This is a genomic window from Bacillus pumilus (assembly GCF_038738535.1).
Classification (GTDB): Bacteria; Bacillota; Bacilli; order Bacillales; family Bacillaceae; genus Bacillus.
The window spans coordinates 1,849,171-1,864,935 of the sequence record NZ_CP046128.1; the positions used below are offsets into that span (position 1 = coordinate 1,849,171).

A 15,765-nucleotide genomic window follows, 5' to 3' on the forward strand; every position below is an offset into this window, starting at 1 on the left:
TTTTTTGTGATTGCATGTGACAGGCAGGCTCCTGAATATAGTAATAAAGGTAAGGAGCAAGGCCGAATATGCAAGATTTCAAAACGAAAGTAAACGAATTTATTGATGAATTACACATGCAAATGCAGCGCAGACAACGAGAAGATGGCGCTTTTGTCTTCTGCTTTGAAGGCCCAATGATGACAAATGCTTTTTTGATTATGCTGTTAAAGGCTGTTGGCGATTCGGATCAGGCGTTGGTTCATCAATTGGCAGAAGCGATTCGCGAAAAGCAAAATGAGGATGGTTCTTTTTCTTTGTATCATGATCAATCGGGACATGTAACAGCGACTGTGCAAGGCTATTGTGGAATGCTTGTTTCAGGCAGGTTTCAACAAGATGAGCCGCATATGGAAAAAGCAGCACACTTTATTCGATCAAAAGGCGGATTAAAAGACGTTCATATTATGACAAAGTGGATGCTTGCCGTCAATGGCATGCACCCTTGGCCATACTTCTATGCGCCACTTTCATTTTTACTCATCCCTACATACTTTCCGCTGCACTTCTATCATCTTAGTGCATATGCAAGAATTCATTTTGTCCCAATGATGATTGCACTCAACAAACGATATACCTCTCATGAAAAGTTTCCAAGCTTAGCACATCTTGATGCGAACATGTCTAAAAGTCCTTTTGACTGGTTTATGGCAAGAGAAGAACGTTCCACTCACCACTTTCTAGCGTACATGCGGTCGTATACAGCACTCGACAGCCGCCTCGACTTTTTCGGGTATGAGGCAGCGAAGCGGTATATGTTTGACCGACTTGAAAAAGATGGCACGCTGTACAGCTATTTAAGTGCCAGTATTTTTATGGTCTATGCACTCATGAGTCTTGGATACTCTCCTGGGCATCATCTCATTTTAAAAGCAGTTAAAGGGATGAAAAAGATAGTCACTGACTGTGGGGGCAGGAAATATGCTGAGAATTCTACATCCACAGTTTGGGATACAGCGCTTGTCAGTTATGCTTCTCAGCGAGCAGGCAGAACACAAGAAGATCCAGTTATCGAAAAGTCTTTTACGTACTTATTGAACCGGCAGCAAATGAAGAAAGCAGATTGGGCGGTTCATAACCGGCATGCGGCTCCGGGAGGCTTTGGTTTTTCAGATTTGAACACAAATAACCCTGATTGTGATGATACGCAAATTGTGTTAAAAGCCATTCCTCACATCTACGCACCCGTTCAGTGGAAACGAGGGTTTGATTGGCTTCTTTCCATGCAAAACCGTGATGGCGGCTTTTCTGCTTTTGAAAAAAATCAAGATCACTTCTTGCTTCGTCATCTTCCGCTCGAATCTGCTGAGGATGTGGCCATTGACCCATCTACTCCTGATATTACAGGTCGTGTGCTTCATCTCATCGGTCTTGAAGAGAACAACATGTCACCACTCATGCAAAGGCAAAAAGATCATTGCGTAAAATGGCTTCTTGATCATCAAGAGAACAACGGATCATGGTTTGGCAGATGGGGTGTTTGCTATATTTATGGAACCTGGGCTGCATTAACAGGACTAAAGGCTGCTGGCATCCCCTCATCGCATCCTGCTGTTCAAAAAGCGTGTCGATTTTTAAAAACAATTCAATTGGAAGATGGCAGCTTCGGAGAATCGTGTAAAAGTGCAGAGGTAAAAAGATATGTCCCGCTCCCATTTGGAACAGTGGTTCAAACGGCTTGGGCTGCTGAGGCACTTTTACAATATGAGAAGCCGGATCACACAACAATTTTAAAAGCCATCTCATTTTTGATTCATCATCAGCACTCGAGTGAAGCCTTGCACTATCCAGTAGGCATTGGTCTTCCAAAGCAATTTTACATCACCTATCATAGCTATCCATTTGTCTTTCCAATGATGGCTTGTTCCACATTTTTAGAAGAAATGAGGCGTAAAAATGAATAAGGAAGAATATCGCATGCAGCTTAAAGATTGGCTTAGCTCCATTCAAGGTGCAGTTCAAGATGACAACATCCGTCAGAAAACAGAACATTTATCGTTCATCATGAATGATGAATATTCCAGTGAAGAAGAGTGGTACGAATTGGCTGAAAGTATTGCAGAGGATATGAAATTACTAGAAGCAATGCGGGATGTGGCAGCTGGCGACCATAAATTACCTCCGCTCCCTTACCGGTATGATGCACTAGAACCGTTTATTTCAAAAGAGATTATGTATTTGCATCACCAGAAACATCATCAATCATATGTTGATGGTCTGAATCAAGCTGAGCTTGCCTTAAAAAGAGCGAGAAGAACCAATGATTTTAAAATGATCAAGCATTGGGAACGGGAGCTTGCCTTCAATGGTGCGGGACACTATTTACATTGCATTTTTTGGTTTTCTATGAGTCCTTCAGGAAAACGAAAGCCCACTGGACAAATGCTGCGTCTCATTGAACAATCATTTGAAAGCTATGATGCATTCAAATCCCAATTTTCAGCTGCAGCCAAACAAGTAGAAGGTGTTGGCTGGGCCATTCTTGTATGGGCACCAAGATCTCAACGATTAGAGATTTTACAAGCCGAACGCCATCAATTTCTATCACAATGGGATGTGATCCCTCTTCTAGCTCTTGACGTATGGGAACATGCCTACTATCTGCAATATCTGAATGAAAAAGCACAATATGTAGACCGTTGGTGGAATGTCGTTGACTGGCGTGAGCCAGAAGCACGACTAAAGCAAGCTCAGCAAGTGAAATGGACCCCTTTTTAAGACGATACTCCATATAGGCAAATGCTTATATGGGGGTTTTTAATTCAATTTAGTTTACATAATTTTATTATGATCGCCTTTATAAAGAATGGGTTGTTTTTTCAGAAAATTCGTTTAAAATAAAAAAGATATGTAAGGAAAGAGAGTTGAAACAATAAATGAAGATTCTTTTAACTATTAGTCACTTTGCAGGAAGGACCTTTGCGATTTGGGTCATTGTCTTTGCACTTCTTGGATTTGCCTTTCCTGCCGAATTCTCTAAGATTGGACCGTATATTCCTTTTTTACTCGGTATTATTATGTTTGGAATGGGGCTTACCTTGTCCGCTGAAGATTTTAAAGAACTGTTTCGAAAACCTCTTTATGTTCTGATCGGGGTGCTGACGCAGTACACACTCATGCCGCTTCTTGCCTTTTTGTTAGCTTACGGACTGCGGCTTCCGTCTGAAATCGCAGTAGGAGTTGTTCTCGTAGGCTGCTGCCCAGGTGGTACAGCATCGAACGTCATGACCTTTTTGGCGAAAGGAAATACAGCTTTATCTGTAGCTGTAACCACCATATCAACATTGCTTGCGCCGTTTTTAACCCCTGTTTTCATTTTAATTTTTGCAAGATCTTGGTTACCTGTATCACCAGAGGCTCTGTTTTTATCCATTGTACAAGTTGTCTTAATCCCTATTATTTTAGGTATTCTTGTGAAATTGTTTTTTAAAAAACAAGTATCGTATGCGGTTCAAGCACTGCCGCTTGTATCTGTTGCCGGAATTGTGGTGATCATTGCTGCGGTTGTCAGTGCAAATAAAGAGCAGATTCTTCAATCTGGACTGCTGATATTGGCCGTTGTTATATTACATAATGGACTTGGTCTTTTATTTGGTTACCTGATCGCAAAGTGGTGCAAAATGGATATCCCTTCTCGTAGAGCGATCTCGATCGAAGTTGGCATGCAAAACTCTGGACTCGGTGCAGCTCTAGCAACAGCGCACTTCTCGCCACTTGCAGCCGTTCCAAGTGCCATTTTTAGTGTGTGGCATAATTTATCTGGTTCCTGGCTTGCAACATATTGGTCAAAAAAAGGAAATCCTGAAAATGAAAAAGAAAAAAAGCTAGCACCTTAACGGGTGCTAGCTTTTCAAATTGGAGATTATCCTTCAAGCAATAGCTGCTCCGGATCTTCAAGCAAGTTTTTAATCGTGACAAGGAATCCAACTGCTTCTTTACCATCGACAATTCGGTGGTCGTAAGAAAGAGCTAAATACATCATCGGACGGTTTTCAAAACGTTCTTCATCAATTGCCACAGGACGAAGCTGAATTTTATGCATACCTAAAATTCCAACTTGAGGGCTGTTTAAAATTGGTGTTGAAAGCAGTGAACCGAATGTTCCACCGTTAGTGATCGTGAATGATCCACCTTGTAGCTCATTCAGAGACAATTTGTTATCTCTTGCTTTTTTCGCAAGATGACCAATTTCCTTTTCAATCCCTGCAAACGACAATCTGTCTGCATCACGGACAACCGGTACGACAAGTCCTTCGTTAGCAGCAACGGCGATGCCGATGTCATAGAATTTCTTCAAGACGAGCTCATCACCTTGAATTTCTGCGTTAAGCAGCGGATATTTCTTCAGTGCTGCTACAACTGCTTTTGTGAAGAAGGACATGAAGCCAAGCTTTACATCATTTTGTTCAAGGAAGGCATCTTTACGGCGCTTTCTTAAGTCCATCACGGCCGTCATATCCACTTCATTAAATGTCGTCAGCATCGCAGCCGTTTGCTGAACCTCAACTAAACGTTTTGCAATCGTTTGTCTGCGGCGTGACATTCTCTCACGTTCAACTGGCTTTCCTGGTTGCTCATTTTGCACCGCAGCATTTGCTTTTGGCGCGGCTTTCGGTGCACTTGCAGGTGCTTCATTCTTTTGATAAGAAGCGACATCCTGCTTTCGTACCCTGCCCAGCGGATCTACGGTTGGAATCTCAGATAAGTCTAGTCCCTTCTCTCTCGCCAGTTTTCTAGCTGCAGGAGAAGCGATGGTTCTGCCATTACCAGATTTCGGCTCTTCTTTCACTGCTTCTTCTTTTTGGGCAGCTGCCGGTTCTTCTTTCGAAGCTGGTGCAGACTCTTGCTCAGGTGCTGGAGCTGCGGACTCGCTTCCGCCAGCTTCACCTGCTGCAATTGTTCCAATGACTTCTCCAACTTGTACAGTGTCACCAGAATCTTTCAGCACTTCTTTCAGTACACCAGATTCTTCGGCTGTCAGTTCGACATTGACTTTATCTGTTTCAAGTTCTAACAGGTACTCTCCCTGCTCCACATAATCGCCCGGCTGCTTTAGCCATTGAGCAATCGTTCCTTCCGAGATCGATTCCGCTAATTCAGGTACTTTAATTTCCGCCATTTTTCATTTCCCCCTTAGTTTTTGCGAGTCAAGCTATCAGATACAATTCGTTCTTGTTCTTTTTTATGCACAGTTGGGTCACCCTCAGCCGTACTTGAACGTCTTCTTCGGCCGATGTAACGTACTTTTACTTTTTCAGGCGCAATCTCACGTAAATATGGCTCAATGTATCCCCAAGCCCCCATATTTTGTGGCTCTTCTTGCACCCATACGATTTCTTCTAAGTTTGTTAGTTTCGATAAAATCGCTTTAATATCTTTGGCTGGGAATGGATATAGTTGTTCCACTCTCGCAATGTGAAGCCAATTTTTCGTCTCTTCCATTTGAGTAAAACGATCACTAATATCGATTGATACCTTTCCGCTAGATAGCACGAGGCGCGATACTTTTTCGTGTTCATGCACAAGGCCTGGCTGTTCAAGAACTGGACGGAACTGTCCATCCGTTAATTCCTGGACTTCAGACAATGTGTTCGGATTACGAAGCAGACTCTTCGGTGTCATGATGACAAGCGGACGAATCTCTTCACGAAGCAGCATTTTCGCCTGTCTTCTAAGGATATGGAAGTATTGCGCTGCACTTGTCAGGTTCGCCACTGTCCAGTTATTCTCAGCAGCTGATTGCAGGAAACGCTCTGTTCTACCACTTGAATGTTCAGGTCCTTGTCCCTCATATCCATGCGGCAAGAGCATCACTAGACCTGATTTTTGTCCCCATTTTGCGCGGCCAGCTGAAATAAATTGATCGAAATACACTTGAGCCGCATTTGCGAAGTCTCCAAATTGAGCCTCCCAAATGACTAACGTTTCAGGAGAATAGACATTATAACCATATTCAAATCCGATCACTGAGCCCTCTGACAGTGGACTATTATGAACAGTAAATGATGCGTTTGCATCACTCAGCTCATGAAGAGCAATAAATTCATCTCCAGTTTGACTGTCGTGAAGAACAAGGTTTCTTTGAGCAAAAGTACCGCGCTCTGAATCCTGTCCGGTCATTCGAATTGGCGTACCGTCTTTTAATATAGATGCAAATGCAAGTGCTTCCCCAAGCGACCATTCTACTTTACGGTCATCTGTAAACACTTTTGCACGTTTTTCAAGGATCCGCTTGAGCTTACCAAATACTTGGAAATCCTCAGGCCAGCTGATCAATTCTTCATTCAGCTTTCGTAATACATCAAATTCTACTGATGTATCCACTGCTGGGAAGCCATTTGATACTGGTTCTGGCAGTTCAATTTCTTGAATCGTATGCTCTTTCTTTGAAGGCACCTTTTGATAGGCTTCTTCTATTTTCGTCGCTACAGCCTGCTCGATTTCTTCACGCTGCTCTTTCGTTAGAAGACCTTCTGTAACAAGTTTATCTGCAAAGATATTCTTGACCGTTTTGTGCTTTCTGACTGCATCGTACAGCATCGGCTGAGTCGTAGAAGGCTCATCCATTTCGTTATGACCGAATCTGCGATAACCGATCAAGTCAATTAAGAAATCCTTCTTAAAGCGTTTGCGGTATTCTACAGCTAGCTGAACAGCCGCTAAACATGCTTCTGGATCATCTGCATTGACGTGAACAATTGGAATCTCAAACCCTTTTGCAAGGTCACTTGCATATTTTGTTGAGCGAGATTCATTGCTTTCTGTTGTAAATCCGATCATATTGTTTGCAATGATATGGATTGTTCCGCCCACCTGATAGCCTACAAGTTGACTTAAATTTAATGTTTCTGCCACAATTCCTTCTCCAGGAAATGCCGCATCACCATGAATTAAGATGGCTAATGCCTTTTCAACGTCTAGAGCTGGATAACCTTTTTGAGTACGTGTTTCCTGAGCGGCACGTGTGCTTCCTTCAATGATTGGATCAATGAATTCCAAGTGACTTGGGTTATTGGCAAGCGTGACTCTCGCACTCTTTGTATCTTCGTCTTTAATTTGGCGATCTGCTCCAAGATGGTACTTTACATCACCTGTCCACCCGTAGCTGATGCCGATAGAGCCTTCTGATGGAACAAGCTCTTTATTTGGCGCATGCTGGAATTCTGAGAAAATAATCTCGTATGGTTTTCCTAACACATGTGCTAATACATTTAAACGGCCTCTGTGTGCCATTCCAATGTTAATATTTGAAGTCCCTTGTGTAACAGACTCTGAAATAATTTCATCAAGTACTGGGACAAGTGCGTCTAATCCTTCTATTGAGAAGCGCTTTTGCCCAACAAATGTTTTATGAAGAAACTGTTCGAACTGCTCAACTTCTGTTAATCTCTTGAAAACAGAAACTAGTTTATCCGCTGGTTTTTTCTTAAATAGTTCACCAGACTCAATCGATTTTGAGAGCCAGTTTCGTTCTTCGAAATCATGCACGTGATCAAACTCAAATGAAATGGTACGCTTATACGTATTTCTCAAATGGTTAATGGCTTCTATGCCGTTTGAAATGTGTTTTGGTGCGTCAGGACTAATAATAGATATTGGAATATTCTTGACGTCTTCTTCTGTTAAACCGTACTCCTTTAAAGGAAACAGCTCTTGTAATTCCTTTTCTTTGCGAAGAGGATTGACGGAAGCATTTAAATGGCCATACGTTCTGATGTCTTCTGCCAGTTTAACGACTGATGCTATCTTTTGGATTTGTTCAGAAGTAACTACGCTATTTTCTTTTTTCCCAATTTCCTCCTTCATTTCACTCGGTGGTGCACCAAGTTCATCAAATATGCCTCTTAGATCTTCATCAACACTAGTAGGATCCTGGACATACTGATCGTAGAGCTCGAGCACATAGCCGAGGTTCGGACCATGAAATTCTTCCCAACTCAACGGTTGTTTCACATCATTTTGAAACATTTTGAACACTACCCCCAACTTTGATCATCAAGTGATTGAACACTATCTCGATATAACTTCCAGAACACAATGACCAAATTTATGTAATAAAACGCTTCCAATAATATTCTACCACTGTTTCGGATTACTTTCTACATTCTTTGTTCAATTAAAGATAAAAAATTCACAGAAAAACAAAAAATTTAAATCATTCCGAAAAATATTTTGAAGAAAGGGGCAAAACCTTATGCCCCAATGCTTTTATGCAGTAATTTCTTCAGTAATGGATATAAGACATCCGGCAATGTATCGACATCTGGTACAAAAATGCTGAACTTGCCATACATATCTTGAATGGTTTTTATCTGTGCTTCTTCTATCGGCGAATTGGATAAAAACACATTGATCACCTCAATACCCTTTTTCCTCGCCTCAAGAACTGCTTCATGTGTATCGACGATCCCATTTTGTTCGTAGCTGAAGGCAGCTGGCTCTCCGTCTGAAAAGACAATGAGAAACTTTTGCTCTTCTCTTCGTTTTAAAATCATTTTTGTCATTTGGCGAATCGCATAGCCATCCCGGTTATCCTCTTCTGGTTCAAGGGACATAATGGAAGGACCTGCATCAAATAAAGAATCTTTGAACGACACGACCGTGTTGAAATAGTTCGGCTGACTTGTTTCGGTTGCGTCGTTTGTATCTTCCCAAAATCCTACAATTTGATGTGGGACTTGAACGGATTTTAACGCTTCATGAAATAGAACAATTCCTTTTTTCGTCTCGTCCATCTTGTCAAACATGCTGGCAGAACAGTCTACTAATAAAGTGAAAACAGCATCAATCTCCGAAGAAGGTGCCTGTTTTTTATAGAAAAGACGCGGGTTAGAATCTGTAAAATACCGAATCAGCTTTTTACTGAGGCGTCCTGCATGAAGGTCCGTTTTTGGCCATGATTTTTTGTGTTCGAGCGTTTTTTGAATCATCTGTTTTAAGCGTTTCTGATAAGGCTCAATCTCCTTAGCGTGCTGCTTGTATACATCGATTTGTTCTGGCGCGGGAGGATCAGGTGAAATCATGACTGGAAACGCATATTTGTTCTCTTTTCCATTCTCATGAGCATCCGCCCCGCTTTCTTCCCCTTCAGCCTCTTCCAGCGCCTCAAGCTTTGAATAATCTTTTCGGTATGTTTGCTTGGCAGAGCCTTGGACAGTGCCGAGTGCTTGATCTCCGTCATCGCCTTCTCTTGCTGCATCCTTCCCGAGATCACTTTTACCGCCGTGCTCTAAATCAAATTGAAGGAAGCTTTTTGACGGCGCTTCTGTTTCTCGATGCCACACTTCCATATACTCCTGGTGGATATCTTCATCGCCCTCTTTTTCGCGGTCGACTTTGATGTCCTCACTTAATTTAGGTTTTCTTTTCAAGTCATGAAACAGCGGTTCTTTTGCCGCTTTTTCATAGTCCAATTCCGGGAAGAAAAAGTACGTATTCAGCATATCCTTATCAAGAAGCTCATCAAAGCCTTCCATTAATTCTTTGACAATGACTGCGATATCTCCGGTTGAACCCGCTTCATATACACGCTCAAGACTTGATTCAACAAACGGAATCATTGGGTTGATCCGCTCGTGAAGAGGCGGAATCTCTTCCAGCGGCGAATCAGCTGTCAGCTTCACATACATTGCACAATAGAGTGCATCCGTTAGAATGCTTCGCTCTTGGTTAATTGTTAATTGAGTCTTAAAGTGTCGCCGGTACAGCTCTCTTCTTCGTTTAAATACCTTTTTTGTTCCTGGGCGATCGCGTTTAATCCGCTCTTCAATCCGGATATCTTCAAACAGCATAAACAATTGTTTACATAGATCAGGAATGGAAATTGTATGGGCATAGCGAATAATTTCCTGAAAGACAGTCAGATCACTATAAACAGTTCCTACTGCACGGAGGAACACATCACTTTTTAGCCCGGCTGTCATGTCTTCTTGTTTACGATCATCCCAAAAATGGCTGATGAAAATTTTCTTTTCAAAAGGCTCATAGTAAGAATGCACTCCGTATTCAAGCTCGACATCATCACTTTTTGCTAACGTTTTAGCTAAATCCGTTAATTCCATAAATAAAAATGAATCGATTCTGCTGTCATTAAATTTGATGAATTTCAAAAGTCAGAACCTCACTCGAATAATGTTTGGGCAATATTTCTTACCGCTGCTTTTTCCCGGTCATCTTCTAGCTTTTCAACAATCCCTCGTTCAACTGCACGAAGCGGCGGGATGTATTGCGCAAGATCACATGTGTCTAGGAGTGCGCGGATGGATGCCGCTTCTTCACTTACCTGCCCGTTGTGCGCCTGTGTAATGAGGTCTGATGAGAGCTGCACGAATTGATCGATTAACCGTTCATCCTTTAATACAGATTGAGATTGCAGTACATCCTTTAGGATACCGCCGCCGATATATGGAACGTCAATCACAACAAAACGGTTTTTTAACGCTTCATTTAGAGGCACTGTGCCGACATAGCCTTCATTGATTGCCGCAATCACGCCAAAGCCTTCATCTGCTCGAACGACCTCGCCTGTAAATGGGTTTGTCATCATTTTTCTGTAGTCGAGTACACCGTTTAAAATAGGCAGTGTTTCCGGCTTCGCCATGTTGATTTCATCAATATATAAAAGATGGCCTTTTTTCATCGCTTTCGTTACGGGTCCTTCAATAAATTCAATAGAAGCAACTTGACCATCATTGTGAATGGTTTTATAGCCAATCAAGCTTTCTGCATCAAGATCAACCGAGCAGTTCACACTATGCATCGGCTGCTGAAAGAAAGCAGATAAAGTTTCTGCTAGTTTTGTTTTACCTGAGCCGGTCGGCCCTTTTAAAAGAACATTTTTGCCGAGTGCTAGTGCAATCATCGCATCTTGTATGATAGACGTATCCTGTGATTCATAGCCGCCTGTTCCAATAAGCGGACGGAATTCTTCTTCTAGTCCTTTTGCTTTTGCTTCAATCATTGCTTGAATTTCTTCTGGGAGTGATTGTTCGTTAAACATATATGATTAATTCCTCTCTTCGATCATTTTCCTCACCAAGTATACTAAAAAAACCTTTATGCACTCAATACATAAAGGCTAGACATCTGTTATTTTACCATTTCTTTTGTAATCGCTCCGCAAGCGATGCGTTTCCCTGAGTTTCCAGAAGGGTTGCTTAAGTAATCATCTGCTTCTGCATGAATGATAAAGCTCCGTCCATTTTGATCGATTAATTGGTTTGGACCTCCCTTTAACGTCACATCTGGTACATTCACGACAACATCAATTTGTCCATCTGCCCCAACTTCTAAATTAGGCATATCTCCAGCGTGGTGGCCTTTTGGGTTATCAAATCCATGCTCCCGGTGTGTTGGATTAAAGTGAGCCCCTGCCGTTTCAAAATCTGGCGCTTCACATATTCCTGTTTCGTGAATATGGAAGCCATGAGGACCAGGAGGCAGATCTTTCGCTTTCACATGTAAATCCAGCCCATTTTCCGAGGAATCTCTTACTTCGATGCTGCCTATTTTTTGCCCGTTTTCATTGATGAGTGTCGTGGTAACTGGTGCTTGTTTAGGTGCTGCAACCTCGCTGATTTCTTCTGTCGTTTCTTTTTTCGGCGGTGCATGACATGCTGTTGCGACAAAGACCAGACACATCATGATCACCCACACTGACTTTTTCATATGACTGCCCCCTTTTGATATCAGTATGGACAATCTGAACAATAGGCAAACAAAAAAAGCCGAAAATCGGCTTTTTTTAGAAGAAACGTTTTGCACCTAAATAGGCTTTTTTCCAATATGGGTTGCTTAAGTTCGATATCCCAACTCCGCTGTCACTTGCATGAAGGAAATCTCCTCCGCCAAGGTATAGTCCCATATGAGATGGACCCGCTTTGTATGTTGTGAAATAAACAAAATCGCCAACCTGTGGTGTGCTCACAGGTTTCATCATACTCCAGTAGCCTGCTGTGCTTAATCTGGATACAGAGGAAACTTTATTAATGAGGTAATAAACAAAGCCGCTACAGTCAAAACCAGATGGTGTATTGCCGCCCCATCTGTAAGGAATGCCTGTCAGCTTTTTCCCTTCTTGGATCATCGTCGTGATTTTTGCATTCATCGGCACATCATTTTTGTTATTATTGACCGGAGTTGTCGAACCGTTAGACGTAGAACCATTCGACCCAGTTGAGCCTGAAGCTGCACCATTAATTTTTAGAACTTGTCCAATTCTAAGCACATCGCTTTTTAAGCTGTTTGCTGTGCGGATGGATTGAACCTGCACTTTAAATTGATTCGCAATTTTCCATAAGGAATCGCCTGATTTTACAGTATAAGATGTCGCTTTCCCGCTTGAAGGCGGGTTGCTTGGTTTAGCAGGTGCTTTCGGCTGACTTGGTTTTGATGCAGCCGTCCCTTTTACTTTCAATACTTGATTCGGATAAATCATATCAGATTTTATCCCATTCAATGTTTTGATTTCACCAATCGACATATTGAGCGAATTCGCAATTTTCCAGAGAGAATCCCCTAATTTAACCTTGTATGTACTTGATGAGGATGAACTATTTGAGTTCGTTGTCTTATTGTTTGAGCTGGAATTTGAAGAGGAGTTTGATGACTGGCCCCCGCTTGTCTTCGTACTTCCAGATACCTTTAGCTTTTGTCCAGGACGAATTAAGTCACTGTTTAAGCTGTTTAGACTTTTTAAGCTTGCGACTGACATTTTATGATTTTTTGCAATGAGCCATAAAGAATCTCCAAGCTTTACAGTGTAGCTTGATGTCGTTGAAGCATTTGATTTCGTTGCTTTTGATCCAGTTGACGAGCTGGATTTTTTGTTTTTTGCGCCAGGAATTTTCAAGCTTTGTCCTGCAAAAATCATCGTCGTTTTTAGTTGATTAAGAGATTGAAGTTCCGAAATACTTGTATTGTACTGTTCGGCAATCTTCCAAAGTGAGTCACCGCTTTTCACTTTGATCGTCTGTGCTTCTGCCGGTGCAGCAAACACAGCTGAGCCAGCGATCGCTGAAACTGTGAGGCCGGTTACTACTTTTTTCTTCATAGATGAATCTCCGCCTTTCATATTTCATTCAATAAGACTTATGTACTAGTTTTGAGTTTAGCATTTAATGGTTCTGCTTCTCTTGCACTATTTTATCTTTATTTCTATTATATTACTCGACATGTAGACGTTGGGCAATAACAAATAGGCTAAAGCAGCCAACTCAAAATGCTAAAACAAAGCCATATCGTTTCTATCGGCAGTTTGCTGTATTTATAAACATTTTTTAAGGAATTTTTAAGTTGACGTTTAGAAATTTGTCAAAACAAGCACGGTGCTAGTTTCATAGTTCTATTCTACATGACAAATTTTTCTGTATCAAATGACTTTTTACTCAATTGGCTGTTTTTTCTCCTCAAATGAAAAAAAGCATCCTTCCGAATGAAGAATGCAGCGATTCATTTTTATTTCCTTATTTCAGGTTCTTTTACAGTGAGCGGATAAAGGACTCCTTCTTTCGCAAACGACATTTTCCCCGTTTCTTCTGATACGACGAGAACAAGTGCATCGGTCATACCGGAGAGTCCGATCGCAGCCCTGTGTCTTGTCCCGAGAGAAGGACTAACTTTTTTTGAAGTAAGCGGGAGCACATTTGCAGCAGATACGAGTGTATTCTCTTTGACTAAAAGAGCACCATCATGAAGTGGATTTCCTGGGTAGAAAATGCTTTCTATTAATGAAGCACTAATTTTCGCATGAAGATTTGTCCCTTTTTGAATAAAATCCTCAACCTCATCACGCCTTTGAATCACAATAAGTGCCCCGTGTTTTTGTTTTGATAAGTTCTCAATGGCTAACGAAAATTGAGCAAATCCAGGTGTGAATTCTTCCATATACGATTGCAAATAAAACGAGGAAGCCTCTGCGTGCATTTCATTAAACTCATCATGTAATGACTCGAGATCACAAAGTAGACATTGCTCGATCTCATCAAGGGAATCAATAATGTCACTTGCATCCTTCATGATTTTCATCAAGTGTGTTCTCATGTCCACTTTAAATAGCGCTTCTTCATTCGTACGATTGATCATTTGACCTTTTCCCTCCTCCTTTTTGTTGTCATAAAATAACAAATTATGCGCATTCTATTGATATGGAGGTGACTTAATATGACCATTCAGAAAGTGATTCAATATGCTTGCAGCATTTTAGGTGTTGTCAGTCTTTCCTTTATTTATGCCCAAATGTTTAAAAAAACGAAGCCATCTAAGAAAAATAATCCGACGGGGAATTGATTTTTTTACATAGCATGATATAATCCTCTCGTTATTTCTGTTCAGAGAGGAACTTATGATGAGAGAAACAAATAGCATTCGAGCTAAGGTGACACTATTTTTAACCATTTTGATTCCGATTTTAATCACTCAAGCGGGTCTTTCGCTGATTACGTTTTTAGATACCGTAATGTCTGGAAAAGTGAGTGCAGAAGACCTTGCGGGTGTTGCGATCGGTTCTAGTATTTGGACACCCGTTTATACAGGACTTGCTGGTATATTAATGGCCGTTACGCCGATTGTCGCTCAGCTGATGGGCGCTGGGCATAAAAAAGATGTTCCCAAGGCTGTCTTTCAGGCGATTTATTTATCCTTTCTTTTAAGTATCGGTGTGATTGCGATTGGTACAATCAGCATCCCTTACGTATTAGGTGGACTTGGACTTGAGCAATCCGTAGAGGATATTGCGCGGCATTTTCTCAGTTTTCTTGCTTTTGGTATCATCCCGCTGTTTGGTTATTCGGTACTCAGGTCATTTATTGATGCATTAGGGAAAACACGTGTGACGATGTTCATCACGTTAACAGCACTTCCTATTAACTTTGCTTTAAACTATGTATTTATTTTTGGGAATTTTGGCTTTCCAAAGCTTGGCGGTGCGGGAGCTGGCCTTGCATCTGCGATGACGTATTGGGCCATTTTCATCATGAGTATTTGTATTGTCATGAAAGCAGAACCATTTGCCTCATTTCGTTTGTTTCAAAAACTGCCTCGAATCAATATCTCCCGTATGGGGCAAATACTGAAAATCGGTCTTCCTATTGGGTTTGCGATCTTTTTTGAAACGAGTATCTTTGCAGCTGTCACGCTGTTAATGGGTCACTTTGATACTGTGACGATTGCAAGTCACCAGGCTGCGATGAACTTTGCTTCTATCTTATATATTTTACCGCTCAGTATCTCAATGGCTTTAACAATTGTCGTTGGGTTTGAATCCGGTGCCAAGCGGTATAAAGACGCGCAAAACTACAGCTATATCGGAATTGGAACGGCGGTATTATTCTCATTGTGTACGGCGGCACTCATTTTGTTATTTAGACCAGAGATTGCTGGTTTATACACAGCTGAATCGGCTGTTTTACAGTTGACACAGCACTTTTTGATTTATGCGATCTTTTTCCAGCTGTCAGATGCAATTGCTGCACCCATTCAAGGGGCTCTGCGCGGCTATAAAGATGTGAACTATACGCTCATTGCCGCATTTGTTTCTTACTGGGTGATCGGTCTTCCTTCCGGCTATTTGATTGGCACCTATACCTCATTTGGGGCATTTGGCTATTGGATTGGTCTCATTGCAGGACTTGCCGCTGGTGCCGTCGTCCTCTTTATCCGCCTCAGATTGATTGAAAAACGCTTGCTTCAGCAAGCGCTCAATCACTAAATACGACACAAAAAAAAGCA

At 41.6% G+C, this 15,765-nt stretch carries 12 protein-coding genes; 5 read left to right on the forward strand and 7 right to left on the reverse strand.

Annotated features, from left to right (window positions below; genetic code table 11):
• The first annotated feature begins 68 nt into the window (after positions 1 to 68).
• The 3 genes from GKC25_RS09120 (at position 69) to GKC25_RS09130 (ending at position 3,875) form a co-directional block, all read left to right on the forward strand.
• Positions 69 to 1,943, forward strand: a complete 1,875-nt coding sequence (locus tag GKC25_RS09120; RefSeq protein ID WP_187703917.1) for a terpene cyclase/mutase family protein — start codon at positions 69 to 71, stop codon at positions 1,941 to 1,943.
• Positions 1,936 to 2,757 carry a superoxide dismutase gene (locus tag GKC25_RS09125; RefSeq protein WP_034660922.1) on the forward strand — a complete coding sequence of 274 codons (822 nt, stop codon included), beginning with the start codon at positions 1,936 to 1,938 and terminating at the stop codon, positions 2,755 to 2,757. Before GKC25_RS09120 ends, GKC25_RS09125 begins: the two co-directional genes overlap by 8 nt.
• Before the next feature lie 158 nt (positions 2,758 to 2,915).
• Positions 2,916 to 3,875, forward strand: a complete 960-nt coding sequence (locus tag GKC25_RS09130; RefSeq protein ID WP_060596548.1) for a bile acid:sodium symporter family protein — start codon at positions 2,916 to 2,918, stop codon at positions 3,873 to 3,875.
• Positions 3,876 to 3,901: 26 nt separating this feature from the next.
• Here the strand turns inward: GKC25_RS09130 and odhB are convergent, their stop codons facing one another.
• The 7 genes from odhB to cdaS all read right to left on the reverse strand — a co-directional run bounded on the left by odhB (position 3,902) and on the right by cdaS (position 14,121).
• Positions 3,902 to 5,158, reverse strand: coding sequence for a 2-oxoglutarate dehydrogenase complex dihydrolipoyllysine-residue succinyltransferase (gene odhB, locus GKC25_RS09135; RefSeq protein ID WP_034660924.1), 1,257 nt, complete (start codon positions 5,156 to 5,158; stop codon positions 3,902 to 3,904).
• A gap of 14 nt (positions 5,159 to 5,172) precedes the next feature.
• A complete protein-coding gene (sucA, locus tag GKC25_RS09140; protein WP_034660925.1) occupies positions 5,173 to 8,007 on the reverse strand; it encodes a 2-oxoglutarate dehydrogenase E1 component in 2,835 nt (944 codons plus the stop codon).
• A 224-nt stretch (positions 8,008 to 8,231) separates the two neighbouring features.
• A complete protein-coding gene (locus tag GKC25_RS09145; protein WP_034660927.1) occupies positions 8,232 to 10,148 on the reverse strand; it encodes a vWA domain-containing protein in 1,917 nt (638 codons plus the stop codon).
• Positions 10,149 to 10,159: 11 nt separating this feature from the next.
• On the reverse strand, positions 10,160 to 11,038 hold the full coding sequence (locus GKC25_RS09150; protein ID WP_003215912.1) for an ATP-binding protein: 879 nt from the start codon (positions 11,036 to 11,038) through the stop codon (positions 10,160 to 10,162).
• An 89-nt stretch (positions 11,039 to 11,127) separates the two neighbouring features.
• Positions 11,128 to 11,706, reverse strand: a complete 579-nt coding sequence (locus tag GKC25_RS09155) for a superoxide dismutase family protein (protein WP_034660928.1) — start codon at positions 11,704 to 11,706, stop codon at positions 11,128 to 11,130.
• A gap of 76 nt (positions 11,707 to 11,782) precedes the next feature.
• Positions 11,783 to 13,090 carry a LysM peptidoglycan-binding domain-containing protein gene (locus GKC25_RS09160; RefSeq protein WP_034660929.1) on the reverse strand — a complete coding sequence of 436 codons (1,308 nt, stop codon included), beginning with the start codon at positions 13,088 to 13,090 and terminating at the stop codon, positions 11,783 to 11,785.
• Positions 13,091 to 13,494: 404 nt separating this feature from the next.
• Positions 13,495 to 14,121, reverse strand: a complete 627-nt coding sequence (gene cdaS / locus GKC25_RS09165) for a sporulation-specific diadenylate cyclase CdaS (RefSeq protein ID WP_034660930.1) — start codon at positions 14,119 to 14,121, stop codon at positions 13,495 to 13,497.
• A 78-nt stretch (positions 14,122 to 14,199) separates the two neighbouring features.
• On the opposite strand from cdaS, the gene GKC25_RS09170 reads away from it, so the two are divergent.
• Both GKC25_RS09170 and GKC25_RS09175 read left to right on the forward strand, forming a co-directional pair.
• Entirely contained in the window at positions 14,200 to 14,325 is a 126-nt protein-coding gene (locus GKC25_RS09170) for a hypothetical protein (RefSeq protein WP_262416988.1), read from the forward strand.
• A gap of 58 nt (positions 14,326 to 14,383) precedes the next feature.
• A complete protein-coding gene (locus GKC25_RS09175; protein WP_034660931.1) occupies positions 14,384 to 15,745 on the forward strand; it encodes an MATE family efflux transporter in 1,362 nt (453 codons plus the stop codon).
• The last annotated feature ends 20 nt before the right edge of the window (positions 15,746 to 15,765 follow it).